This window comes from Gemmiger formicilis, assembly GCF_024462815.1.
Taxonomy (GTDB): domain Bacteria; phylum Bacillota; class Clostridia; order Oscillospirales; family Ruminococcaceae; genus Gemmiger.
Map to the genome: position 1 here is coordinate 69,453 of NZ_JANGCG010000004.1, position 26,222 is coordinate 95,674.

Annotated in this window: 19 protein-coding genes; 11 read left to right on the forward strand and 8 right to left on the reverse strand. The window is 61.2% G+C overall.

Features of this window, described 5'->3' with window-relative positions:
• Positions 1–17: 17 nt before the first annotated feature.
• Both NE623_RS05285 and NE623_RS05290 read left to right on the forward strand, forming a co-directional pair.
• Positions 18–1,640, forward strand: a complete 1,623-nt coding sequence (locus tag NE623_RS05285; RefSeq protein WP_256271296.1) for an MBL fold metallo-hydrolase RNA specificity domain-containing protein — start codon at positions 18–20, stop codon at positions 1,638–1,640.
• A gap of 28 nt (positions 1,641–1,668) precedes the next feature.
• Positions 1,669–2,211 (forward strand): DUF5662 family protein, encoded by a 543-nt coding sequence (locus tag NE623_RS05290; protein WP_256271297.1) that lies wholly within the window; start codon positions 1,669–1,671, stop codon positions 2,209–2,211.
• Between the two features lie 53 nt (positions 2,212–2,264).
• Here NE623_RS05290 and NE623_RS05295 read toward each other — a convergent pair whose 3' ends face one another.
• Both NE623_RS05295 and NE623_RS05300 read right to left on the reverse strand, forming a co-directional pair.
• Positions 2,265–3,455, reverse strand: a complete 1,191-nt coding sequence (locus NE623_RS05295; RefSeq protein ID WP_256271298.1) for a GDSL-type esterase/lipase family protein — start codon at positions 3,453–3,455, stop codon at positions 2,265–2,267.
• A gap of 387 nt (positions 3,456–3,842) precedes the next feature.
• Positions 3,843–4,496 (reverse strand): ECF transporter S component, encoded by a 654-nt coding sequence (locus NE623_RS05300; RefSeq protein ID WP_256271299.1) that lies wholly within the window; start codon positions 4,494–4,496, stop codon positions 3,843–3,845.
• A gap of 123 nt (positions 4,497–4,619) precedes the next feature.
• Between NE623_RS05300 and pdxR the strand changes: the two genes are divergently transcribed.
• Positions 4,620–6,023 (forward strand): MocR-like pyridoxine biosynthesis transcription factor PdxR, encoded by a 1,404-nt coding sequence (pdxR, locus tag NE623_RS05305; protein ID WP_256271300.1) that lies wholly within the window; start codon positions 4,620–4,622, stop codon positions 6,021–6,023.
• Positions 6,024–6,095: 72 nt separating this feature from the next.
• Here the strand turns inward: pdxR and glyA are convergent, their stop codons facing one another.
• Both glyA and hisB read right to left on the reverse strand, forming a co-directional pair.
• Positions 6,096–7,352 (reverse strand): serine hydroxymethyltransferase, encoded by a 1,257-nt coding sequence (gene glyA, locus NE623_RS05310; protein WP_256271301.1) that lies wholly within the window; start codon positions 7,350–7,352, stop codon positions 6,096–6,098.
• A 184-nt stretch (positions 7,353–7,536) separates the two neighbouring features.
• Positions 7,537–8,124: an imidazoleglycerol-phosphate dehydratase HisB gene (gene hisB, locus NE623_RS05315; RefSeq protein ID WP_256271302.1), complete on the reverse strand. Its 588-nt coding sequence runs from the start codon at positions 8,122–8,124 to the stop codon at positions 7,537–7,539.
• Between the two features lie 170 nt (positions 8,125–8,294).
• Here hisB and dnaK point away from each other — a divergent pair, with 170 nt between their 5' ends.
• A complete protein-coding gene (gene dnaK / locus NE623_RS05320) occupies positions 8,295–10,070 on the forward strand; it encodes a molecular chaperone DnaK (RefSeq protein ID WP_305146087.1) in 1,776 nt (591 codons plus the stop codon).
• Positions 10,071–10,113: 43 nt separating this feature from the next.
• Here the strand turns inward: dnaK and NE623_RS05325 are convergent, their stop codons facing one another.
• Positions 10,114–10,857 carry a TVP38/TMEM64 family protein gene (locus NE623_RS05325; protein ID WP_256271303.1) on the reverse strand — a complete coding sequence of 248 codons (744 nt, stop codon included), beginning with the start codon at positions 10,855–10,857 and terminating at the stop codon, positions 10,114–10,116.
• 125 nt (positions 10,858–10,982) lie between these two features.
• Complete coding sequence (locus tag NE623_RS05330) at positions 10,983–12,356, reverse strand: citrate synthase (RefSeq protein ID WP_256271304.1); 1,374 nt, start codon at positions 12,354–12,356, stop codon at positions 10,983–10,985.
• Positions 12,357–12,642: 286 nt separating this feature from the next.
• Here NE623_RS05330 and NE623_RS05335 point away from each other — a divergent pair, with 286 nt between their 5' ends.
• The 7 genes from NE623_RS05335 to glgB all read left to right on the forward strand — a co-directional run bounded on the left by NE623_RS05335 (position 12,643) and on the right by glgB (position 22,677).
• On the forward strand, positions 12,643–13,635 hold the full coding sequence (locus NE623_RS05335; protein WP_256271305.1) for an isocitrate/isopropylmalate dehydrogenase family protein: 993 nt from the start codon (positions 12,643–12,645) through the stop codon (positions 13,633–13,635).
• A 6-nt stretch (positions 13,636–13,641) separates the two neighbouring features.
• Positions 13,642–14,328 carry a DNA alkylation repair protein gene (locus NE623_RS05340; protein WP_256271306.1) on the forward strand — a complete coding sequence of 229 codons (687 nt, stop codon included), beginning with the start codon at positions 13,642–13,644 and terminating at the stop codon, positions 14,326–14,328.
• A gap of 457 nt (positions 14,329–14,785) precedes the next feature.
• Positions 14,786–17,032: a hydratase gene (locus NE623_RS05345; RefSeq protein ID WP_256271307.1), complete on the forward strand. Its 2,247-nt coding sequence runs from the start codon at positions 14,786–14,788 to the stop codon at positions 17,030–17,032.
• 633 nt (positions 17,033–17,665) lie between these two features.
• On the forward strand, positions 17,666–18,250 hold the full coding sequence (locus NE623_RS05350; RefSeq protein ID WP_256271308.1) for a hypothetical protein: 585 nt from the start codon (positions 17,666–17,668) through the stop codon (positions 18,248–18,250).
• A 24-nt stretch (positions 18,251–18,274) separates the two neighbouring features.
• Positions 18,275–18,913, forward strand: a complete 639-nt coding sequence (locus NE623_RS05355) for an RpiB/LacA/LacB family sugar-phosphate isomerase (RefSeq protein ID WP_256271309.1) — start codon at positions 18,275–18,277, stop codon at positions 18,911–18,913.
• 414 nt (positions 18,914–19,327) lie between these two features.
• On the forward strand, positions 19,328–20,692 hold the full coding sequence (gene mgtE / locus NE623_RS05360; RefSeq protein ID WP_256271310.1) for a magnesium transporter: 1,365 nt from the start codon (positions 19,328–19,330) through the stop codon (positions 20,690–20,692).
• Between the two features lie 215 nt (positions 20,693–20,907).
• Positions 20,908–22,677, forward strand: a complete 1,770-nt coding sequence (gene glgB / locus NE623_RS05365; protein ID WP_256271311.1) for a 1,4-alpha-glucan branching protein GlgB — start codon at positions 20,908–20,910, stop codon at positions 22,675–22,677.
• Between the two features lie 144 nt (positions 22,678–22,821).
• On the opposite strand, the gene NE623_RS05370 is transcribed toward glgB, so the two are convergent.
• Together NE623_RS05370 and asnB are read right to left on the reverse strand one after the other, a co-directional pair.
• Positions 22,822–24,282, reverse strand: a complete 1,461-nt coding sequence (locus NE623_RS05370) for a UDP-N-acetylmuramoyl-L-alanyl-D-glutamate--2,6-diaminopimelate ligase (protein WP_256271312.1) — start codon at positions 24,280–24,282, stop codon at positions 22,822–22,824.
• Positions 24,282–26,099, reverse strand: a complete 1,818-nt coding sequence (gene asnB / locus NE623_RS05375) for an asparagine synthase (glutamine-hydrolyzing) (protein ID WP_256271313.1) — start codon at positions 26,097–26,099, stop codon at positions 24,282–24,284. The genes NE623_RS05370 and asnB overlap by 1 nt, the downstream gene beginning before the upstream one ends.
• Between the last annotated feature and the right edge of the window lie 123 nt (positions 26,100–26,222).

Below are 26,222 nucleotides of genomic sequence, written 5' to 3' on the forward strand. Positions count from 1 at the left end.
AAAGGGAGGCGCAGTGTATGAAACTCACATTCTTAGGCGCGGACCGCGAGGTCACGGGCAGCTGTACACAGGTCGAGGCGGCGGGCCACCGGTTTCTGGTGGACTGCGGCATGGAGCAGGGGCGCGACGTCTACGAGAACGCCGACCTGCCCTGTGCCCCCGGCACCTATGAGGCACTGCTGCTGACCCACGCCCACATTGACCACTCGGGCCGCATCCCGTACCTGTACAAAAACGGCTACCGCGGCCCGGTCTACACGACCGAGGCCACCCGCGACCTCTGCGCCATTATGCTGGAGGACTCCGCCCACATTCAGGAGCAGGAGGCCGAGTGGAAAAACCGCAAGGCCATGCGCAGCGGCGCCGAGATGATAGAGCCGGACTACACCGTCGAGGATGCCCAGAACGTCATGAAGCAGTTTGTGCCCTGCCCCTATGAGGCATGGCAGACGCTGTTTGACGGCCCGCAGGGCCGTATTGAGATGCGGTTTACCGATGTGGGCCATCTGCTGGGCAGCGCGTCCATCTCGCTGCGCATTGCGGAGCCGGGCCGCACGCCGGAGGTTATCGTGTTCTCCGGCGATATCGGCAACCGGCACCAGCCGCTTCTCAAGGACCCGGCCAACCCGGGCCATGCGGACTACCTTGTGATGGAGTCCACCTACGGCGACCGCAGCCACGGCCCCAAGCCGGACTATCTGGGGGAGCTTTCCGCTGTGCTGCAATCGACCTTTGACAAGGGCGGCAACGTGGTCATTCCCAGCTTTGCCGTGGGCCGCACGCAGGAGCTGCTCTATTTCCTGCGCCAGATAAAGGCCGAGGGCCGCATCAAGAACCACGCGGATTTCCCGGTCTTTGTGGACAGCCCGCTGGCAAGCAAATCCACCACCATCTTCAAGAAAAACTTTGCGGAGTGCTATGACGAGGAGGCGCTGGCCCTTGTGCAGAGCGGCCGGAACCCGCTGCAGTTCCCCGGCCTGCACGTCAGCGAGACGAAGGAGGAGTCAATGGCCATCAACGGCGACACTACGCCGAAGGTCATTATCTCCGCCGCGGGTATGTGTGACGCGGGCCGCATCCGCCACCACCTGAAATACAACCTCTGGCGGCCGGAGTGCACCGTGCTGTTCGTGGGCTACCAGAGCCCCGGCACGCTGGGCAATGCGTTGGTCAACGGCGCACAGGAGGTCAAGCTCTTTGGTGAGCCGGTGCAGGTCAAGGCCCGCATCGCCCAGCTGGGCGGGCTTTCGGGCCACGCCGACCAGGACGGCCTGGCCGACTGGCTGCACGCCTTTGACGAAAAGCCGAAGTTTGTCTTTGTCAACCACGGCGAGGATGCCGTGGCCGAGCACTGGGCCGAGCGCCTGCGCGCCGAGGGCTACGAGGCCGACGCGCCGTACAACGGCTCGGTCTGGATTGCCGCCGAGGGCCGCGTGGCCTGTGCCGAGGTGGGCAACACCAGCAGGATTGTCCGCACCAAGAGCGCCGAGACGGTGCGCAGCAGCGCCGCCTATGACCGCCTTGTCAATATGGGCAAGCGCCTGATGGAAGTTATCCGCCACAATCAGGGCGGCGCCAACAAGGACCTTGCCCGGTTCACCAGCCAGATTGCCGCCCTGTGCGATAAATGGGACCGTTGATGAAGACATAAAGGGAGGAAAAAAGACCTTGTGGCATCCCATTAAGCATTACAAAACCATCCACCACCACAAGATGCTGGTGATGCAGAACTGCTTCCGCTGCGGGCTGTACTGGCAGGGGCTGACCCATGACATGAGCAAGCTGGCCCCGGTGGAGTTCTGGGCCGGGGCCAAATACTGGCAGGGAATCTGCAGCCCCAACAACGCCCAGCGCCAGGCCGAGGGCTACAGTGCCGCATGGCTGCACCACAAGGGCCGCAACAAGCACCATCTGGAATACTGGATTGACTACGCGCCGAACGGCGACCACGCGATGGCTGGTATGCGTATGCCGGAAAAGTACGTGGCGGAGATGGTCTGCGACCGCATTGCCGCCAGCAAGAACTACAAGGGCGACAAGTATACCGATGCCGCCGCGTGGGAGTATTATGACCGCAGCCGCGACCATTATATCCTCCACCCGGAGACGCGCAGACAGCTGGAAACCTGCCTGCTGATTCTGCGCGACCAGGGCGAGGACGCCTGCTTTGCCTATATCCGCAAGGAGCTGCTGGGGAAGGCTTTGAAATAAAGAACAAACAAAATCGGACCCGCGTCCTTTTCCAAGGGCACGGGTCCGGTGTTTTATGTGTTTCCGGTTACGGTGGACTGCTCCGGCGCGGTATTGGCTTCGGTGGTGACGTCTGTGCCGCCCTCGGCAGTGTCAGGCGGCGTGGCAGCCGGCTCCGGCGTGGGTTCTGCGGTCGGTTCCGGCGTGGGTGCTGCAGTCGGTTCCGGGGTAGGCTCTGCAGTCGGCTCCGGCGTGGGTTCTGCGGTCGGCTCTTCTGTGGGTTCCTCGGTGGGCTCGGGCTCATCCTCACTGTCAGAGGCGGGCACTTCCGTGTTGACCACCGGCGCGGTGTAGACAGCGGCGTCCTTTTCGCCGGTGTGCTTCGGGATGCTGGTCAGCGCGGGGCGGTCATCCTCGGTGATGTAGCTGTGGGTGCGGATGTAGGTGAACAGCGCCTCCATCGCCGTGCGGGTCAGGTGGATGCCGTCGCTCGCCTCCACATAGCCGCTTTTGGCGTAGCCGGTGGCGGTGTCCTTCAGCACCTCGGCACTGTTCAGAAATTTCCAGCCCTTGTCCTGACACATCTGGACAAGGGCTTTGTTGTACTCATCGACCTGCGTCTGGGTCAGGCTCTGGTTGGAGTGCTGCTGCCCGATGGGCGGAATCGAGTTGACGATAATATCCACGCTGGGGTAGGCGGCCACGATGGCCTCAATGCCGGACTGGTAGTTCTTGATGAAATCCGCCGTCTTGTAACTGGGGTTCAGGTCATTGGTGCCGAAGGTCAGCAGCACCCGGCAAGGCTGCAGCTTGGCCACGGCCTGCGGCATCGTGATGTAGCTGGACGAGGTGCTCAGCTGCACGCAGGCAAAGCTGGCCAGCGATTTCGCGCTCATGCCCACCGAGCCGATGGCGTTGTCATAGCTGCAATAGTCAAACATACGGTACATACGCGCCGTGTTGCTGTCCCCCAAAAAGAGGGTTTCCTCTATGTAGCTGTCGCCTGCGTCGGCGGTGGTGGGCAGAATCGTGGCATCGTAGGCCTGCGCGTCAATGGTGTTTTGCTCTTTGTTGTAGCCGCTTTCCGTCACCATCGAGCCACTGTCCGCGGTGGAGCTGCCTGCGCCGGAATCAAACGCGCCAATCAGCGCCAGCGAAATCGCAATGCAGACCAGCAGCATCACGCTGCACAGGGCCAGCACCAGATACATCTTGCTGCGCGTATCCAGCGGGCGCTTCTTTTTTGTTTTGGTTTTGCCTGCCATGAAAAGTCCTTTCGTCCAGAAAATCATTTACAGAACATATAAACCCATTTTACTACATTTGCAGCCGGAGCGCCAGTCTTTTTGCAATTTTTACATAATTTGGGTAAAGGCAGCCTTGTAGGGGGGGCTTACCCCCCTCCGCGCGGGTCAATAAATGCCGTGAATCCTTCACTGCGCGGTAGGGGCCGGGCACGCCCGGCCCGGTGGTTTCCCGCAGGCGACATTTTTCGGGCAACTTCCATGGGCGGAGCAGAGCACCGCCCCTACCGCACGGCAATTTACGTGTGCGCGGCATTGATTTTACTGTAAGCCGCCCTATAAAACAAAAACCCCGCCGAAGCGGGGGTAAACAGAAATGAGGATAGCGTTGTTTGGGGGCTGCCGGGTTTACTCCTTCGGCAGCAGGTGCGCCTTTTCCAGCGCGGGGCGCAGGGCAATGTACAGAATCACTGCGCAGACGGTGGACAGCAACGAGTTGACCAGCGTGACGCCGCTGGCAATCTTGGTTACGACCGAGACAAACTCTGCGGGCTGGCCAAAGATAAACCGGTTGCGGAAGTAGCCGATGAACGGGTCGGTGAACACATTGACCAGCAGGCCGCTGAAGGCGGACGCCGTGACGGCGACTACATATTTGAACTTGTTGTCGGTGGGGAAGGCCTTGAGGTGGATGACCTTGTGGGCCACCACGCCGCAGACCAGACCGATGATGAACTTCAGGATAAAGCTGGTGACGGCATAGCCCGGGTCACCGGCCACAACGTCGGCAAGCGCCAGACCAATGGCGCCCGCCAGGCCGCCGGAGACGCCGTCCAGCAGCATGGCGGTCAGCGCCGTGAAGGTGTTGCCCAGATGGAAGCTGGAGCCGGTGCCCAGCACGTTGGGGATGCGGAAAAACTCGTAGGCCACAAAGCTCAGCGCGGCCATAATGCCGATGATGCTGATTTTCTGCACGGTAAATTTTGTTTTGGTCAGCGCTGCAATCAGCAGGGCCATGGCCACCGCCACAAACAACAGCAGCCACATCATTGCAGTAGACATAGATTTCTTACTCCTCTATTGACATTTTCCTTCCGGGAAGGTATGTTTTTATTATACTAAACTCTGGCTCTGAATAAATGCCCAGTTTTTAAATTTTTTATAGGGCCAGTTGGGAGACACCGTATGATAGAATTGCAGCCGAATGAAAAGACCCCGCTGTATGAGCAGCTTTACGCCGCCCTTGCGGACGAGATACGCACCGGCCAGCGCGCCCCCGGCACGCCGCTGCCCGGCCGCCGCACCATGGCCGCGCAGCAGGGGGTCAGCGTCAACACCGTGGACACGGCCTACCAGATGCTGGCCGCCGAGGGTCTGGCCGAGCCGCGCCCCCGCAGCGGTTTTTACGTGCAGAAAACCTACGGTATGCTGCACAGCCGCGCCCGCCGCACCGCACCGCCCGCGCCGCCTTCCGCCGCCGAGCCCGCGCCGTTGTATGACCTTTCAACAGGCAGCGTGGACACGGCGCTTTTCCCGGCGCGCAGCTGGGGGCGCATCCAGAAGGAGCTGCTTTATCAGCGGCCCGAGCTTTTGCAGCGCGGCGAGACGCAGGGCGATGCGCCGCTGCGTGCGCAGATCGCGGCGTATCTGTCAAGCTACCGCGGTGTCGAGTGTACCCCGGAGCAGATTGTGGTGGGCGCGGGTATTGAGTATCTGCTGGGTTGCCTTGCGCACCTGTTTGCGGGTGGTATGGCGGCGATTGAAAACCCCGGCTACTCCCGCACGCGGACGGTTTTGCAGAACAGCGGCATCCCCTGCACACTGGTGGACATTGACCGCGAGGGTCTGCCCGCCGATGCGCTGGAGGAAAGCGGCGCAAACCTCTGCTACCTGACGCCCAGCCATCACTTTCCCACCGGCGTCACGATGCCCGCGCCCCGCCGCGCCCAGCTGCTGGCGTGGGCTGCCGCCAAGCCGGGGCGGTACATTCTGGAGGATGACTATGACTCGGAATTTCGCTTCGATACGCGCCCGCTGCCCAGTTTGCAGGGTATGGCCGGGCCGGATGGGCCGGTTGTCTACCTGACCACCTTCTCCAAAAGTTTGGCACCCGGCATCCGCATTGCCTGCATGGTGCTGCCGCAAAGCCTGCTGGGGCGCTACCGGCGGGATTTCGCCACCTACGCCAACACGGTCAGTCGGTTTGAGCAGCAGACCCTCTGCGAGTTTATGGCGGGTGGGTACTTTACGCGGCATCTGGCCCGGATGCGTCTGGCCTACAAGCGCCGGATGGAGGCATTTGCCGCCGCCCTGCGCGCCGCCCTGCCCGGCGTGGAGCTGGACGGTGTGCACAGCGGGCTGCACTTTTTGCTGACGCTGCCCGGCGCGGGCGGGGAGAAGGCGATGGTCGCCGCCGCGGCCGAGCAGGGTGTGCGGCTGCGCGGACTGAGCGAGTATTACCTCGCCCGGCCCGAGCTCTGCCAGGCGGATACGGTGGTGGCGGGCTATTCCGCCCTGCGGGAGGAGGACGTGGAGGCCGTAGCCGCTGCGCTGGCGAGGGCGTGGCTTTGCGCCCCCGGCAATGGGTAAAGCCCCCAACCAACCACAAAAAAATCCCGCCGGGCGTACACCACGGCGGGACATTTTATTTATCACTCAGAATCACTCGTACAGCGGGAAGCGCTTGGTCAGCTCCTCCACGCGTTTGGCGACATCGTCCTTCTTGCCGGCAAAATCAAAGATGCAGTCGGCAATGCAGTCGGCGATAATCTTCATCTCCTCAACACCCATGCCGCGGGTGGTCACGGCGGGGGTGCCGATGCGCACGCCGCTGGTCACAAACGGGCTGCGCTTCTCGCCGGGGACGGTGTTCTTGTTGGCGGTGATGTGCACCTCGTCCAGATTGTGCTCCAGCTCCTTGCCGGTGCAGTCCTCGTCGGTCAGGTCAATCAGCAGCAGATGGTTGTCCGTGCCGCCGGAAACCAGCTTCACGCCGCGGGCCGTCAGCTCGGCTTCCAGCGCCTTGGCGTTCTCGACAATCTTGCGGGCGTACTCCTTGAATTCAGGCTTCAGCGCCTCGCCAAAGCAGACGGCTTTCGCAGCGATGACGTGTTCCAGCGGGCCGCCCTGGGTACCGGGGAAGATGGCCGAGTTGATGCGCTTGATGAGATACTCGTTGTTGGTCAGAATCAGGCCGCCGCGGGGGCCGCGCAGCGTCTTGTGGGTGGTGGTGGTCACCACATCGGCGTAGGGTACAGGGTTCTGGTGCTGGCCGCCGGCCACCAGACCGGCGATGTGGGCCATATCGACCATCAGCATCGCGCCGTAACCGTGGGCAATCTCGGCCAGCTTCTCAAAGTCGATGGCGCGGGGATAGGCGGAGGCGCCCGCCACAATCAGCTTGGGGCGAACCTTGGCCACCTGCTTGGCCAGCGCGGCATAATCAATGCGGCCATCCTCGGTGGAGACGCCGTAGGAGACAAAGTTGTAGTTCTTGCCGCTCATATTGACCGGAGAGCCGTGGGTCAGGTGGCCGCCCTGCGACAAATCCATGCCCATGACGGTATCGCCCAGATTCAGCAGGGCAAAGTAGACGGCCAAATTGGCCTGCGCGCCGGAGTGGGGCTGCACGTTGGCGTACTTGGCACCGAACAGCTTGCAGGCGCGGTCAATGGCCAGCTGCTCGACCTCGTCCACGTACTGGCAGCCGCCGTAGTAGCGGTGGCCGGGGTAGCCCTCGGCGTATTTGTTGGTCAGCACACTGCCCATGGCCGCCATCACGGCGGGGGAAACGATGTTCTCGCTGGCAATCAGCTCAATGTTCTGGCGCTGGCGGCCCAGCTCACGGTTCATGGCCGCGCCCAGCTCGGGGTCGGCCTGCGCTACATAGCCAATGGTATCAATCATGTCCTTGTACATACTGCTTTCCCTCCATTTTAGAAATAAAATCACGCCTTACATCGTATTGTGAACGTAGGGGCGGGGCTCTGCTCCGCCCGTGGCCGTTTGCCATGCGCGATACATTCCCGGAGAAAGGATACCGCGCAAGGCTGCCGGGCGGAGCAGAGCCCCGCCCCTACATAGATACAATCCGTAAGGCGGATTATAACGTCCCTTTCGTCGATAACACACCGTCAATGCGGGCATCCTGCCGGGTGGCGGCGTCCAGCGCCTTGGCAAACGCCTTGAACATGGCCTCCAGCTTGTGGTGGTCATTCTCGCCGTAGAGCACCTTCAGGTGCAGGTTCATCATGGCACTGTAGGACACGGCGTAGAAAAACTCCCGCGCCATCTGGGTGTCCATGCCGCCGCAGCTCTGCCCGGCAAAGCTGGCGTCATACACAAAGTACGGCCGCCCGCCCAAATCCACGGCGCAGAGGGCCAGTGTCTCATCCATCGGCAGCATACAGCTGCCGTAGCGCACCAGCCCGGCCTTGTCACCCAGCGCCTGCCGGATGGCTGTGCCCAGCGCAATGCCGATGTCCTCAATCGTGTGGTGGCAGTCCACGTCCAAATCGCCATGGCAGGTCACGCTCAAATCAAACAGGCCGTGGCGGGCAAAGCCGTCCAGCATATGGTCAAAAAAGCCGATGCCGGTGTGTAGGTCGGCCCTGCCGGTGCCGTCCAGATTGATGGAGAGCGTAATCTGCGTTTCCCGGGTGTTGCGGGTCACAGTCGCGGTGCGTGCCATTGTGTCATTCCCCCTCTTCAGTGCTTTAAACTAAATATAGCACGTCGGTGCGGGGGCGTCAACGAAAAAATTGCACCAATATTTACGAAATCGCAACACTTTTTCTCATAACGAACGCTACAATAGAAGCATAAAGCAAAATTGTCTTTTCTGAAAGGACAAATACCACAATGGCAAAAATGATCGGAATTGATCTGGGTACCACCAACAGCTGTATCGCGGTGGTCGAGGGCGGCAAGCCGGTCGTTATCCCCAATGCCGAGGGGCAGCGCACAACCCCCTCGGTCGTGGCCTTTACCAAAGCGGGGGAACGGCTGGTGGGCGAGCCTGCCAAGCGGCAGGCTGTGACCAACGCTCCCCGCACGGTGACCAGCGTTAAGCGGCTTATGGGCAGCGAGACCCGCGTGCCCATCGACGGCAAGTGCTATACTCCGCAGGAGCTCAGCGCCGTAATTCTGCAAAAGCTCCGGGCGGATGCCGAGGCGTATCTGGGCGAGCCTGTCACCGAGGCGGTCATCACGGTGCCCGCCTACTTCAACGATGCCCAGCGTCAGGCCACCAAGGACGCCGGGCGCATCGCAGGGCTGAACGTGCGCCGCATCATCAACGAACCGACCGCCGCGGCGCTGGCCTACGGGCTGGACAACGGCCGCACCCAGACCGTTATGGTCTACGATTTAGGCGGCGGCACCTTTGATGTATCGCTGATTCGCATGGGGGACGGTATTGTGCAGGTGCTGGCCACCTGCGGCGATAACTTTCTGGGCGGCGATGACTTCGATGAGCGCATTGTCAGCTGGCTGGCCGACCAGTGCCGGGCTGAGCACGGTGTGGACCTGACCGGCGACCGCGTGGCCATGCAGCGCCTGCGCGAGGAGGCCGAGAAGGCCAAGAAGGAGCTTTCCAGCGCAACGCAGACCGAGATTCATCTGCCGTTCCTGACCACAACGGCACAGGGCGCACTGCATCTGCAGACCACGCTGACACGTGCAAAATTTGAAGAGCTCTGCGCGGATTTGATTGAACGCACCGCACTGCCGGTGCGCAACGCCCTGAATGACGCGCACATCTCCGCCAGCGACCTTGATCAGGTGCTGCTGGTGGGCGGCTCCACCCGCATCCCGGCGGTGCAGGCCAAGGTTATGCGTATGACCGGGCTGGAGCCCTCCAAGACGCTGAACCCCGACGAATGTGTGGCACTGGGCGCGGCGGTGCAGGCCGGGCGGCTGGGCGGCGAGATGCTGACCGGCCCCGGCGAGGGTCTGCTGCTGATGGACGTGACCCCGCTGACCCTCTCGATTGAGACGGTGGGTGGCGTGGCCACCCATTTGATTGAGCGCAACTCCACAATTCCCACGCGGTTCAGCAAGGTGTTCACCACGGCGGCGCCGTTCCAGAACACCGTGCAGATCAAGGTCCTGCAGGGTGAGCGCGAGTTTGCCCGGGACAACAAGCTGCTGGGCACCTTCACGCTGCGGGGCATCAAGCGCGCCTGGGCGGGCGTGCCCAAAATTGAGGTTACGTTTGACATTGACGCCAACGGCATTGTGATGGTCAAGGCGCGGGATATGGACACCGGCAAGCAGCAGAGCATCACGATTTCGGGCACCTCCAACCTGAGCGAGGCGGAAATCACCCGCGCTATGCGGGACGCCGCCGCTTTTGTCGGCAAGGATAAGGCACGCAAGGCCGCGCTGGAGGCGCTGAACGCGGGCGAGGCCGCACTCTACCGCGTGAACACGGCCCTTGGCAGCAGGGCGGGCAAGGCCCTTGACCGGGACACCCGCGCCCGCATCAAGGATGCCGAGCGTGCGCTGGAGCGCGTGCTGAAGCACAAAAAGGCCGATACGCTCACCCCGGAGGATGTCTGTGCCATCAACACCGCCCGGGAGTCGCTGTCCACCATCGCCGCCCCGCTGGTAGCCCAGTGGGAGAGCGAGAAGTGATTTCGCCTTCCCCCTCAGGGCAAGTCTTAAAAAAGCCGAGGCTTTATGCCTTGGCTTTTTTGGTGCGCCTGTTTTTGAGGTCGTGCGCGTGTGCGATGAGCCTTGTGCGGTTGAAGAACAGGATGCCCACAAAGCTGAACAGCACAATGCCGGTCAGCACCGTGAAAAACCAGTTGCCCTCCAGAATGAAGCTGCCCGCCGCGCAGGTCAGCAGGGTGGGAATGGGCAGGCTGATGAAGATGGCCGCGGCAAACTGCTTGGGGCGCATCCCCGCGTTGGCCGCCGCGTAGGGGATGATGCCGTTAGGCAGCCCCGGCGTGATGAAGGCCAGAATCGTGTAGAACCACGGATCCTTGCTGCTGCGCACACTGTCCAGCAGCTTGACCGCCTTGGGGTTGTCGGCCACCAGGCGGCGGATGACCGGGGCTAAGCGGCGGGCCATCAGGTAGACGCTCATATTAGCGATGGCGGAGGCGGAAAAGCTCGTCACAAAGCCCAGCCACGGGCCGTAGGCAAGGCCCGCCGCCAGCTGCACCGGCATGGCCGGAATGACCAGCGAAAGCACCTGCACCACGGCCAGAAACCACAGTGTCAGAAAGCTGCGCAGCCGCCCCTGACTGGTCAGATAGTCGCTGAGGGCCTGCTCATCCCCGGCGGAAAACGCCGTCCAGAGCCCCGGCAACAGCAGACGGAAGGTCTCTACAATCAGCAGCACCGTCACAATAACAACGGCGGCTACCACCAGCAGCGCCAGACGCTTTTCTTTTTTGTTGGCGTGTTCGGACATGGGTAAAAATCTCCTTGTTGCAATGAAAACAGGAAATACTATACCAAAAATCCAACAAAAATGCAAGGGGGAAAAGCGCTGCGGCGCAAAAAATCCCGGTGCGGAAGGGCACCGGGAAACAAAATTTATCTCTTCTCCAGCGGCAGATATTCCAGCGGCTGGCCGACGTACTGGTAGGCGGGGCGGATGATGCGGTTGGCAAACTCAACCTCCTCCACACGGTGGGCGCACCAGCCGGGCACACGCGCAATGGCAAACAGCGGGGTGAACAAATCCTCGCTGATGCCCAGCATACGGTAAATCAGCCCGCTGAACAGGTCCACGTTGGCGCAGACCTTCTTGGGGCCGTGCTTTTCCTCGGCAAAGACCTGCGGGGCCAGCCGTTCAATGCTGCACAGCATCTCATATTCCTCGTCATAGCCATTCTTGTAGGCAAGGCTTCTGGCGTGGTTTTTCAGAATCTGGGCGCGGGGGTCGCTCAGCGTGTAGACGGCGTGGCCCATGCCGTAGATAAGCCCGCTGCCGTCGCCCTTTTCGCGGCGCAGAATCTTGCGCAGGAACTCCCGCACCTCGTCATCGTTGGCGGGGTTCTCGACATTTTCCAGAATGTAGTCCAGCTGGTGCATAACCTTCAGGTTTGCGCCGCCGTGCTTGGGGCCCTTCAGCGCGCCGATGGCCGACGAGATGGCCGCATAGGTGTCGGTGCCGGAGCTGGACAGCACGCGGCAGGTGAAGGTGGAGCAGTTACCGCCGCCGTGGTCGGCGTGCACCAGCAGGCAGAGGTCGAGCAGGCGGGCCTCCTCATGGGTGAACTTCTGGTCGGCGCGGTAGGTGCTCAGGATATGCTCGGCCGTGCTCTGGCCCTCGGTGGGAAGGTGGAAGTACATACTCGACCGGTCATAGACACGGCGCTTGATTTGATAAGCGTTGACCATCATCGTGGGCAGCTCGGCAATCAGGTTGATGCTCTGGCGCAGGATGTTGGGCAGGCTGTTGTCCTCGGCGTGCTCATCGTAACTGTACATGGCCAGCACGCTGCGCGCCATCTTGTTCATCAGGTTGGGGGAAGGGGAGTTCAGAATCATATCGTCGGCAAAGCCCTGGGGCAGCTCACGGTGGTGCTCCAGCAGCTTGCGGAATTTGGCATACTGCTCCTGCGTGGGCAGAGAGCCGAACAGCAGCAGCCAGATGACCTCCTCAAACATAAAGCGGTCATGGGCATCGGCCTCGGCGGCCAGCGTGTCAATGTCGATGCCGCGGTAGACCAGCCGGCCCGGAATGGGCACAATCGTGCCGTCCGCCTTTTTATCGTAACCGATAACGTTGGACACGTTCGTGATACCGGCCAGCACACCGGTGCCGTCCAGATTGCGCAGGCCGCGCTTGACGCCCATCTGGTCCGCCAGATGTGGGTCCAGCGTGGCGTTATGCTCCATATATTCGTGGCAGAGCAGCTCAAGCTCATCCGGCTCCAGCGCCGGAACGTCCGGGTAATACATCGCAGATACCCCTCTCTTTACCAAACTGTGTATTTTTATACATACACATTTCCCTCCGGGCTTACGCTTACACCAACGGCCCGATAATTTGATTTTATAGTATATCTGCAATTTCGTCAAGAAAAACTTAAAAATTTTCCAGAATAAACAAGACAGGACTTTAAAAAATTAAGCTGGTCGGCAAAATGATACGGAGTGTGTAAAAATGCGCATTGACAGCCGTCTGCAAAATAGGTAATATGTAAGGTATCATGTAAGATACATAGGGAAAGGGGTAAGAATTTTTATGAAAGCAGTTCTGATTCCCGGTGATGGCATCGGCCGCGAAATTGCCGAGAGCGTCCGCGCCGTTTCCACCGCACTGCATACCGGCATTGAGTGGCAGGAGTTTGCCGCCGGTGCAGAGTACGCCGCCGAAAGCGGCGAGCTCATCGCCCCCGGCACGCTGGACGCCATTGAGGCATATGGCTGGGCGCTGAAGGGCCCCACCGCCACCCCTATCGGCAAGGGCTTCCGCAGCATCAATGTGCAGCTGCGCCAGCGGTTCTCGACCTATGCCAATCTGCGCCCTGTGCACACGCTGCCGGGCGTACCCACCCGGTTTGACAACGTTGACCTTGTCATTGTGCGCGAGAACACCGAGGATTTGTACAAGGGCATCGAGTATATGGTCAATGACGAGATGGCCAACGGCGTCAAGCTGATTACCCGCCCCGCGTGCGAGAAAATCTGCCGTTTTGCCTTTGACTACGCGCAGAAGAATGGCCGCAAAAAGGTCACGGCGGTGCACAAGGCCAACATTATGAAGCTGACCGACGGCCTGTTCCTGCGCACCTTCCGCGAGGTTGCCGCCGACTACCCCGACATTGCCGCCGATGACTGCATCATTGACGCGCTCTGCATGAAGCTGGTGCAGAAGCCCGAGCAGTTTGATGTGCTGGTGGCGCCGAACCTGTACGGCGACATCATCAGCGACCTGTGCGCGGGTCTGGTGGGGGGCTTAGGCTTTGCGCCCAGCGCCAACATCGGCGATAAGACGCGCATTTATGAGGCCGTCCATGGCTCTGCCCCCGATATTGCCGGGCAGGACAAGGCCAACCCCAGCGCGATCCTGATGGCCTTTGCCATGATGCTGAACGACCTGGGCGAGACCGAGAAGGCCGCCCGCCTCAACGCCGCCATTCAGGCACAGGTGGCCGAGGGCAAGGTTGTGACCGCGGATATCGGCGGCACGGCGGGTACCAAAGAGTTCACGCAGGCCGTCATTGCACGGCTGTAAGCGGCAATGACAGCGATTACCGAGGGGCTGTTTGCCCTGCAGGATGAGGGCTACCGGGCGTTCCACGCAAGGCTGATACCCGATATTCCGTATGAGCGCATCATCGGTGTGCGCACCCCGGATTTGCGCAGATACGCAAAAAAGGTGGCTAAGCTGCCCGGGGCAAAAGCTTTTTTGCAGGAATTGCCGCACACCTATTACGAGGAAAATAATCTGCACGGCGCGCTGCTGAATCTGCTGTACCCGGATGACATTGACGCCTTCCTTGCGGAGCTGGAACGGTTTTTGCCGTACGTGGACAACTGGGCAACCTGTGATATGCTCTCGCCGAAAATCTTCCGCAGGCATCTGCCGCTGGTGTATGACCGTGTGAAGCGGTGGCTGCAGAGCGACCGGCCGTTTACCGTGCGTTTTGCGCTGGTGACGCTGCTTGGGTTTTATCTGGATGACGCGTTTGACCCGGAAATGCTGCAGCTGGCCGCGGCGGTGCAGTCGGACGAATTTTATGTGAAGATGGCCGTGGCGTGGTATTTCAGCACGGCGCTGGCCAAGCAGTACACGGCGGCGCTGCCCTATATCGAGAACCGCGTGCTGCCGCGCTGGACGCACAACAAAACCATTCAGAAAGCCGTGGAAAGCTACCGCATCACCCCGGAGCAGAAAGCCTATTTGCGGACGCTGAAAATGCGGTAGGAAACTGCCGGACGGGCCGATAAATGCCGCCCATCTTTTGTTGCCCTGTAGGGGCCGGGCACGCCCGGCCCGGTGGTTGCCCGCAAACGGCATTTACCGGGTAACTCCGCGGGGCGTCGGGGACGCCGCCCCCTACGGTGGCAAACCGCAAACGGCATATTGCTGCTGGCTGGCGGCGGGGTCACCCCGCCCTACGCATATCCCGGAACGCCGTAAAGTTGGACGAAAATAATTCTCTATTACAATTATAATTTTTTTCGTTCAACTTTTTTACTAAAATTATCTGCTGCTTTTTGTGCAAAAAGTTGAACGAAAAAAACTCTTATATAATAGGCGGTTTTTTTCGTCCAACTTTCACCCAACACCCCGCGCTACCACCCTTTCCCGGCGCGGCTGCACCTGAATCTATTTATTATTTATTATTTTTTATTTCTTATTTGTACAACGGAGGTTCCCCATGAAGCTACATGACACCGGTGTATACCTTGTCAACGGCGTACCCCAGACCGAGGCCCCGGCGGGGGTCACGGCCGAGGAGGCTCGCAAGGGCACCATCGCCTACGGCATCCTGAAAGCCCACAACACAAGCGGCTCCATGCAGGAGCTGCGGATGAAGTTTGACTCGATGACGAGCCATGATATTACCTATGTCGGCATCATCCAGACGGCCCGCGCCTCCGGCATGAAGGAATTTCCGCTGCCCTATGTTATGACCAACTGCCACAACAGCCTCTGCGCGGTGGGCGGCACCATCAACGAGGATGACCACCAGTTTGCGCTGTCCGCGGCGCACAAATACGGCGGCATCTACGTTCCGCCGAATATGGCTGTCATCCACAGTTATAACCGGGAAATGATGTCCGGCTGCGGCAGAATGATCCTCGGCTCGGACTCCCACACCCGGTACGGTGCGCTGGGCACCATGGCGGTCGGCGAGGGCGGCGGCGAGCTGGCCAAGCAGCTGGTCGGCCGCACCTATGATATGGCCTACCCCGGCGTGGTGGCCATCTACCTGACCGGCAAGCCCGGCCCCGGCGTCGGCCCGCACGATGTGGCGCTGGCGCTGGTGGCGGCCACCTACGCCAACGGCTATGTGAAAAACAAGGTCATGGAGTTTGTCGGCCCCGGCGTGGCTAACCTGTCGGCCGATTACCGCAACGGCATCGACGTTATGACCACCGAGACCACCTGCTGGTCGTCCATCTGGCAGACTGACGATACAACGAAGCAATATTTTGAGCAGCACAACCGCCCCGAGGCCTACAGGGAGCTCAAGCCCGCCGATGTGGCCTACTATGACGGCTGCATTGAGCTCGACCTCTCCACGGTCGAGTGTATGATTGCGCTGCCGATGCACCCCAGCTACGCCTATCCCATCCGGGAGCTGAAGGCCAACGCCCGCGAGATTCTGCAGGCCGCGCAGGAGCAGGCCAACAAGCAGCTGGGCGGCAAGGTTGAGATGAACCTTGTGGGTAAAATCTGCGCCGATGGCCGCATCTATGTCGACCAGGGCGTTGTGGCGGGCTGCTCCGGCGGCACGTATGAAAACATCTGCGCTGTGGCGGATATTATCCGCGGCAAGAGCTGCGGCAACGGCGAGTTCAAGTTCAGCGTCTACCCCGACAGTATGCCGACCTATCTGGAGCTGGTGAAAAACGGCGCTGTGGCGGACATTGTCTCGGCGGGCGGCATCTTCCGCGAGTGCTTCTGCGGGCCGTGCTTCGGCGCGGGCGACACCCCGGCCAACGGCGAATTCTCGATCCGCCACACGACCCGCAACTTCCCCAACCGCGAGGGCTCGAAGCCCGGTGAGGGGCAGATCAGCGCCGTGGCCCTGATGGACGCGCGTTCCATCGCCGCCACCGCGGCCAACGGCGGCTATCTGACCGCCGCCAGCGAGCTGACCGACGTGGAGTACACCGCCCCGGACTATCACTTTGAGCAGGGCGTCTATGACAAGCGCGTCTACAATGGCTGGGGCCGCCCCGAGCCGGACTACGCACTGCGGTTCGGCCCCAACATCAAGGACTGGCCCGAGCAGCCCGCCCTGACCGAGGATCTGCTGGTCAAAATCGTCAGCTACATCACCGACCCGGTCACTACCACCGATGAGCTGATTCCGTCCGGCGAGACGTCCTCCTTCCGTTCTAACCCGCTGCGTCTGGCGGAGTTCACCCTCTCCCGCAAGGACCCGGCCTACGTGCCGAACGCCAAGGCCGTCCACGCGCTGGACGAGGAGCGCCGCGCCGGGGCGCTGCCCGCCGAGGTGGCGGCTGTGTATGCCGCGCTGCAGAAGCTGGGCTACACCCCCGATGCGGCAAATACAAACATTGGTTCGGCAATTTTTGCCAACAAGCCCGGTGACGGCTCTGCCCGCGAGCAGGCAGCCAGCTGCCAGCGCGTGCTGGGCGGTGCGGCCAACTTTGCCTGCGAGTACGCCACCAAGCGGTACCGCTCCAACTGCATCAACTGGGGTATGCTGCCCTTCCTCATCAGCGACCCCGCCGTACTGGACAACAGCGATTATGTCTATCTGCCCGGCGTGCGCAAGGCGCTGCTGGCCGCCGCCGACGAGCTGGAGGCCGTTGCAGTCAAGCCGGACGGCGGTCTGGTGCGGTTTACGGTAAGGCTCGGCGCCATGACCGACGCCGAGCGCCAGATTCTGGCGGACGGCTGCCTGATCAACTATTATAAGAATAACTAAAGAAAAGCTGCCCGCTGGGAAAAAAATCCCGGCGGGCCGTTTCTGTAGGGGCCGATGCTTGCATCGGCCCGCGGAGGGGTCAAGACCCCTCCCTACAATGCAATTCAAAGGGGGTGCTGTAGGGGCGAACATTGTTCGCCCGCGGCACATGGCGGCGGTCACAACGCTTCCGGAGCGATGACGAGCATCGCCCCCTACACCGTAGGGGCGGATTCCATATCCGCCCGTAGTGTCCGGCGGATCGCCGCAAAAATTCTTGCATACCGTCGAAATTTCTGCTATAATAACAAAAGCCGCCTGCATTTCAACAGGCGGCAAGGCGCTGCACACAACGGCAGGCGGTTGGCCCCACCCCCGAAAGGAGGTGAGACCATGCGATTTACATTTACTTTTTATGTTGGCCGCAAGACCATCACATTGAGCTTAGTTGTAAAAAGCAAGAGCCGCCACTCTGCCAAGTGACGACTCTTAGGTTTCATATCTAAAGAATCCGCTTGAAAGGGTCAACCGCTTGTCGCAGCGCCTTTTCTGTAATTATTATACCGCACACCGCAGGGTAAGTCAAGCCATTGCACCCGCGCCATTTTCGTGCTACAATAGAAGCACCATTAAAAAGCAAAGGACGAAAAAACAATGAGTGCGATTTTAGCAGTGTGCGGCGATGGCTTCTGTGCAATGGTCAGCGATGGCCGTTTTGTGGAGGAGCCCATCACCGGCGATAAGCCCCATGTCATCAAAAACGATTTGCCCAAGGTGCGCAAAATCAACCGCAATGTTGTGGTCGGCTTTGCGGGCGATACGCTGGCCGCTGTGCAGATTATCAACGCGGTGGATGCCTACCCGGGCATCCAGTATCTGACGCTGGAAAAGGTCGTCAAAATCCTGCAGGAGAAGGCCGCAACCGTGGAGGTACAGCCGGTGGGCGTGCGCCTGATTGTGGGCGGCCGCAACCGCAAGGGTGAGTTTGTTATGACGATGCTGGGCAGTGCCGACGGCTACGAGGCACAGACGCAGACGGCCCGCCCGGGCGCTTACCTCATCGAGGGCGCCTGCTCCCACACCGATGTGGCTCCCTGGCTGGAGGAAGAGGTCAAGCCGCAGGCCGCAGGCTGGCGCAATCTGGACGATGTGGCCCGCACACTGGACGGCTGCATTGCCAAGATGGCCAAGAATGATAAGAGCATCAACACAACGTATTTCCGCCAACTGATTCGATAAAATAACGATAAAAGGAGAAAAACAATGAAGATTGCTCTGATCAATGAGAACAGCCAGGCCGCCAAGAACGCCCTGATTGAGGCTACCCTGCGCAAGGTCGTGGAGCCGATGGGCCACGAGGTTGTCAACTACGGTATGTACGCCGCCGACGATGCCGCCCAGCTGACCTACGTGCAGAACGGCATTCTGGCCGCTGTGCTGCTGAACTCCGGCGCGGCTGACTATGTCATCACCGGCTGCGGCACCGGCGAGGGTGCCATGCTGGCGCTGAACAGCTTCCCCGGCGTAATCTGCGGCCATGTTGAGGACCCTGTCGATGCCTACACCTTTGCCCACGTCAACGATGGCAACGCTGTGGCACTGCCCTTTGCCAAGGGCTTCGGCTGGGGCGGTGAGCTGAACCTTGAGTATATCTTCGAGAAGCTGTTCGGCTTCGGCCACGGCCAGGGCTACCCCAAGGAGCGCGTTGTGCCCGAGCAGCGCAACAAGAAGATTCTGGACGGCGTGCGCGCCGTGGCCTTCCGCGATTTGAGTGACATCCTGAAGGAGCTCGACCCCGAGCTGGTCAAGGGCGCCTTCGCCGGTGAGCACTTCGCCGAGTATTTCTTCCCTGCCTGCAAGGATGAAAAGCTGGCCGCCACCGTCAAGGAACTGATGGCGTAAATTCTAAAATAAAAACAGCCGACTCCCGGTACGATGTAGGGGTCGATGCTTGTCATCGACCCGCGGGGGGCTGCACGCATCCGCCCCTACAACCTGCCGGGCGTCGGCTTTTCTGCTTTTTTTACGCAAATTACCGAAATTTACCGTTGACTAATCCGTTCCCAGATGGTAAAGTAAATATAGGTGCGAATAGTGCCTTATATAAATTCATGTCAATGTGAGGTGGTTGTCACAATGGATACCCCCAGTCCCAGTCCTGTGTACCGATGTATCTTGAATAACGGCAGCCACCATATTTTTGCGGGTGCACCAAGGCAAACTGTGCGTTAAAACAGGCGCACGGTGTTGCCCTGCTTTGCGTTGCCCGAAAATCCGATATGCGCGGCTGCCGCCTGAAAAGGAGGCAGCTTTTTTATGTCTGATACCGCAATCCTGACCCTCCGCACGATGCTGGCTAACCTGGACGATGCCAAAAAGTACCAGAGCCTGCGCGATGTCATGTCCACCCTGCCCGCGCCTGATTTGGCGGCGGTGTTTGAGGACCTCCCGCCGGAGAAGCTCCCGGTGCTGTTCCGCCTGTGTCCCAAGGATTTGGCCGCGGAAATTTTTGCCGAACTGACGCCCGAAACCCAGCAAAACCTGATTGACGGCCTGACCGATAAGGAACTAAAGGCCGTTGTGGATGATTTGTTCGTCGATGATGCGACGGATTTGGTCGAGGAAATGCCCGCCAATGTGGTCAAGCGTATTCTGGCGCAGGCAGACCCCGCGACCCGCCGCATGATCAACGAACTGCTCAAATACCCCGAGGACTCCGCCGGCGGCGTGATGACCACCGAGCTGATGGAGCTGCGTCCTGACTGGACCGTGGCGCAGGCGATGGCCGCCATCCGCCGCAACGGCTTTGACAAGGAGACCATCAACAACTGCTACGTCACCGACCGCGACCGCACCCTCATCGGCGTGGTATCGCTGCGTGCGCTGGTTTTGTCCAAGGACCCGGACAACGAGCTGATTCACGATATGATGGACGACAACGTGGTGAGCGTCAGCACGACGACCGACCAGGAGGACGTCTCCCAGATGTTCGAGAAGTACGGCTATCTGGCCATCCCGGTTGTGGACAACGAGAAGCGGCTGGTGGGTATCGTCACGATTGACGATGCTATCTCCATCATGCAGGACGAGGCCAGCGAGGATATCGCCAAGATGAACGCTATCGGCCCGTCCGACAAGCCCTACTTTAAACAGTCTATGTGGGATTTGTACAAGAGCCGCGCGCCGTGGCTGCTCTTCCTGATGATTTCCTCAACCTTCTCCAGCATGGTCATCCGCGGGTATGAGGACGCGCTGGCCGCCGTGACGGTGCTGACCGCCTACATCCCGATGCTGACCGACGCGGGCGGCAACGCGGGCAGCCAGAGCACCTCCACCATCATCCGCGGTATGGCGGTCGGCGATATTGAGCCGCATGACCTGCCCCGGATTCTCTGGCGCGAGTGCCGCATTGCCATCCTCTGCGGCGGCACGCTGGCCATCTGCAACTTTGCCAAGCTGATCTTCCTGGACGGCATCACGGCCCCGGTGGCGGCGGTTGTCTGCCTGACGCTGATCTGCACGGTGCTGCTATCCCAGCTCATCGGCGGCCTGCTGCCGGTCATTGCCGAAAAGCTCAAGATGGACCCGGCGGTCATGGCATCGCCGCTTATCACCACAATCGTCGATACTACGACATTGCTGGTCTATTTCAACATTGCAAGAATGCTGCTAAAAATCTAACTTTTGACACCGTGTTCAAAATTGTCGATTGTACCGCACCTCCGGGTGTGGTACAATTTTTTTAGAATTATGCAGCTTTGCGGGGCGGTCTGCAGGGAGCGGCCTTGGCCGCTCCGCGTGTCCTGGCAGAATCCCTCTTATGGGAAACGGAACGGAGGGGTCAAGACCCCTCCCTGCAAGTCATCCATATCCCATACTATTTAGGAGCAATCATCATGAATATGCAGGATTTTTACACCGGCCATGCGTTTGATGCGTATGCGTTTTTCGGTGCACATACCTATTTCGGCGGCACGCATTTTGCGGTGTGGGCGCCGTCGGCACAGCATATCGCGGTGGAAACCGAGATTGGCACTTTTGATTTGCACCGCACCCAGTCCGCCGTGTGGGAGTGCGATGCCCCCGGCGTGAATGCGGGCATGGTTTACCAATACTGGGTGCGCGGCGCAAACGGCCAGAGCGTGGCCCACTGTGACCCATACGGCCGTGCCATGACCCTGCGCCCCGATGGCCGCAGCATTGTGGCAGAGACGCCCATGGGCTTCACAGACGAAAAATGGATGCAGGAGCGCACAAAATGCTTTGATAAGCCGCTGAACATCTACGAGGTTCACGCCGGAAGCTGGCGCCAGAAGGAGGACGGCAGCTGGTACACCTATGCCGAGCTGGCCGAGCTGCTGCCCGCCTACTGCAAGGAAAACGGCTTCACCCACATTGAGCTGATGCCGCTGGCCGAGCACCCCTTTGACGGCAGCTGGGGCTACCAGATCACCGGCTTTTTTGCGCCCACCAGCCGCTACGGCACGCCGGACGAGCTGGCTGAATTTGTCAACGCCTGCCACAAGCATGGGATAGGCGTCATTCTGGACTTTGTGCCGGTACACTTTGCCGTGGATGCCTACGGTCTGAAGGAATTTGACGGTACACCGCTGTATGAGTACCCGGCCGCCGCCGTGGGCCAGAGCGAGTGGGGCAGCTGCAACTTTATGCACTCCCGCGGTGAAATCCGTTGCTTTATCCAGTCCTGCGCTGACTACTGGCTGCGGGTGTTCCACGCGGACGGTTTGCGTATGGACGCGGTTTCCCGCCTGATTTACTGGCAGGGCGACCCCAACCGCGGCGTGAACGGCTCGACGCTGGACTTTCTGAAGGGGATGAACGCCGGTCTGCAGCAGCGCCACCCCACGGCGATTCTGATTGCCGAGGACTCGACCAGCTTCCCGAAGGTCACCGCCCCGGTCGAGTACGGCGGTCTGGGCTTTGATTACAAGTGGGATCTGGGCTGGATGAACGACACGCTGGACTACTTCAAAAAGACCAGCGAGGAGCGCCGCGAAAACCTGGGCAAGCTGACCTTCTCGATGATGTACGCCTGGAACGAGCATTATATTCTGCCGTTCAGCCATGACGAGAACGTCCACGGCAAGGCGACCATCGTACAGAAGATGTACGGCGATTACGAGGGCAAGTTCCCGCAGGCACGGGCGCTGTACCTGTATATGGCCATCCACCCCGGCAAGATGCTCGACTTTATGGGTAATGAATTTGCGCAGCTGCGTGAATTTGATGAGAGCCGCGAGCAGGACTGGATGGTGCTGAAGTACCCCAACCACGATGATTTCCACTGCTACCGCAAGGCGCTGAACGAGGCCTACTGCGCCAACGAGGCGTTCTGGGCGCGGGAGTATGACCCCGCCGCCTTCCAGTGGCTGGACTGCCAGCACCCCGAGCTGGACGCCTGTGCCATCTGGCGGGAGGGGAACGAGGGCGCTGTGCTGGCGGCGTTCAACTTTGGCGATACCGAGCTGGCCGATTACGCGCTGACCCTGCCCCACGTCGGCAAGCTGACGCTGTTGCTGGATACCGACTGGCAGTGCTTCGGCGGCAAAACCGAGAAGCCGAAGCGGGCCGCCGCCAAGGCCTGCGATGGCACGCTGACGCTGACCCTGCCCCCCTACAGCGGACGGCTGTATAAATTGGTATAATGCAATCCGCCCCGGCCTTTTTTCCACAAGGCCGGGGCGGGTTTGTTGAAAATGGTTTGTGCTGTTTACGGTTTGCCTGTAGGGCGGGGTGACCCCACCCCGCCGCAAGCCAGCGGCAATATGCCGTTCCCGGTCTGCACGCTTTCACCGACTCATATATTCCTCGATAATCTCGCGCTCGGGGAAGGGGAGGGTTAGGCCGCCGCGCTCGAGGGTGGCTTCGTGGCCCTTGCCGATGATAGCCACAATATCCCCCGGCCCGGCGTGGTCCAGCGCGTAATAAATCGCCTGCCGCCGGTCGGGTATCTCAGCAAACGGCGTGGCTGGGTTGCCTAAGCGCAGCCCGGCGCGGATGTCGGCCAGAATCGTCTCCAGCGGCTCGGAACGGCTGTTATCCTCGGTGATGACGCAGAAATCCGCCAGCCGCGCACAGACAGACCCCATGCCGAACCGCCGCAGGCGGCTGCGCTCCCCGCCGCAGCCGAACACCACAACCAGCCGCGCCGGGCGGTAGGCGCGCAGGGTGCGCAGCAGGCTTTCGGCGGCTGCCTCGTTGTGGGCGTAGTCAATCAGCACGGTGAACGGCGCGTCCACCGGCACTGGTTCCACCCGGCCCCGCACCACGGCCCCGGCCAGCCCGCGGCGTATCGCGTCCTGCCCGGCACCCAGCAGCCGCGCCGCCGTCAGCGCGGCCAGCGCGTTGTACACGCTGAACACGCCGGGCATCCCCACCGTGTACCGCACGCCGTCCACCGTGAAGGCCGCCCCCAACCGCCCGCCAGTGCGGGTCAGCGCAAGGTCGGCCCCGGCGCGCACGTCCGCGGGCTGCTGTAGGCCGTAGGTCACGGCGCGGCAGGGCACGCCCTGCCTGATTTTCCCCACCCAGGGGTCATCCATGTTGAAAACTCCCACCCGGCACTGGGCAAACAGTGCCCGCTTCCAGGCAAGATACTCCGCAAAATCGGCGTGCTCGCCGGGGCCGATGTGGTCAGGCGAGAGATTGGTGAACACACCAATGTCAAATTCTATCCCCGCCACCCGGTCGGCGCGCATCCCAAGGCTCGAAACCTCCATCACGCAGGCGTCGCAGTCGTCATCGACCATGCGGCGCAGCAGCTGCTGCAAATCGCAGCTTTCCGGCGTGGTGTGGTTCAAATCGTGGCGGTGGCCCGGCCAGCTGGCACCGTTGGTGCCAAGCAGCCCCACCCGCCGCCCATCGGCCTGCAGAATGGCCGCCAGCAGGTGCGCCGTGGTGGTTTTGCCTTTCGTGCCGGTCACGCCCACCAGCGTCATGGCGCGGGCGGGCTCATCGTAGAGCCGCGCCGACAGCACCGCCATCATCCGGCGCGGGTCGGGGCACTGCACCACGGCGCACCCGGCGGGCAGGGGGATTTCGTGTCCGCACAGCACCGCCGCCGCCCCGGCCGCCACTGCCTGCGTGGCAAAGGTATGGCCGTCCGCGTGCTGCCCTGCAAGGCAGACAAACAGCGCCCCCGGCCCGGCACAGCGGGAGTCACAGCAGACGGAGGTAATCCCGGTCAGGGGCTCGCCCTGCAAAAGTCGGCAGTCGGTGCCCCGGATAAGCCGCCGCAGATCCATTGCCATCACGCTCCAAAAAATTGCTCATACCAGACAAGAAAGCTGTACACGCACCAGATCTGCCGCCAGCAGTCGCCGCCGTGCAGATGTCTGTTCAACATACTATGCAGCGCCCGCGGGTTAAAGAACGCCCCGGCGGCCGGGCGGCTGAACACGGCCCGCACCCGGCTGGTGTAGGGCTCCTGCCGCAGCCAGTCCCGCACCGGAACCGGGAAGCCCAGCTTTTTGCGGGCGGCGGCAGCGGGCGGCAGTACCCGTGCGGCGGCCTGCCGCAGGGCCAGCTTGGTCTGCCGGGCATCCGCCTTGGCGGCGGCGGGCAGGGCGGCGGCAACGGCAAAGACCTCCTTGTCAAGAAACGGCACCCGCAGCTCCACGCCGTGGGCCATACTCATCTTGTCGGCCTTCAGCAGAATGTCCCCGGCCAGCCAGAGGTTCAAATCGATCTGCTGCATCCGGCTCACCGGGTCCAGCCCCTCGGTCATATCCCAGAGGGCCTCGGTCAGGTACAGCGGGCTGCCGTCCCCGGCATAATCCGCCAGCAGGCGGCGCTTCTCCCACTCGTTCAGCAGGGCGGTGGGGCCGAAGTACCGTTCCTCCAGGCTGACGCCCCGCCGCATCAGAAAGTTGATGCCCGGCCCCGGCGGCACCAGACCGGCTGCTGTGCCCAGCGCGCCGCGCAGCCACGGCGGCAGGCGGTCATACCACTGCATCGTGAAGGGGTCGCGGTAGATGTTGTACCCGCCGAACAGCTCATCCGCGCCCTCGCCGGAGAGGACAACCTTCACGTCCCTGGCGGCTTCGCGGTTCAGGAAGTAGAGCGCCACCGCGGCGGCATCGGCCAGCGGCTCATCCATATGGTACTGCACGGCAGGCACGGCGTCCCAGAACTCGCCGGGGCTGATGCAGCGCAGATGGTTGCGCAGGCCCAGGCTGCGGGCCAGCGCCCGGGCGGGGAGGGATTCGTCATACCGCGGCTCAGCGTAGCGGATGGTGTAGCTGCGCGCCGGGCGGGCCAGTGCCGTGATCAGGCCGGAGTCCACCCCGCCGGAGAGGAACCCCGCCACCTCCACATCGGCAATCTTGTGCGCTTCCACACTGCCGCGCAGAACGGCCTCAATTTCCGCGGGGGAGATGGATGCCTCCCCCGGCAGGAAGAGCGGCTGCACCCACCGCGCAGTGCGGACAATGCCCTCCGAAAATTCCAGAAAATGCCCGGGCAGCAGCTTTTCCACCCCGGCAAAGAAGGTGTCCCGCCCCGGGGAATACTGGCAGGACAGGTACAGCGGCAGCTGGGCGGCGTTGAACCGCTTCTCAAATGAGGGGTGGTCAAGAAACGCCTTGATTTCGCTGGCAAACAGCAGGGTGCCGTCCGCACAGCGGCAGTAGTACAGCGGCTTGATGCCGAACATATCCCTCGCACAGAACAGCGTTCCGGCGCGGCGGTCCCACAGCGCAAACGCAAACATACCCCGCAGGCGGGGCAGCAGCTCGCGGCCCCACTGCTCCCAGCCGTGCAGCAGTACCTCGGTATCGGTGCGGGTGGCAAAGGTATGGCCCAGCGCCGTCAGCTCGGCGGTCAGGGCGCGGTAGTTGTAAATTTCGCCGTTAAAGACGATGACAAGGTTCTCATCCTCGCTGTACAGCGGCTGTGCGCCGCCGTCGGGGTCAATGATGGCCAGACGGCAGTGGCCCAGCGCGGCGGGCCCCTCCACAAAGCTGCCCTGACCGTCCGGCCCGCGGTGGGCAATGCGCGCCAGCATGGGGGCCAGCAGACGGGCGTCTGCCGCACCACACCCGGCAATAAAACCGGCAATTCCGCACATGGCTTCTATGTCCTTTCCCGGCAGTGCAACCTGCCGTTACCGTTTTGTACACTCGACTTGCTGGCATTTTACCACGGACTGTGGTAAAATCTTGTCAGAACAACACGGAAAGAGGGCGAGAAT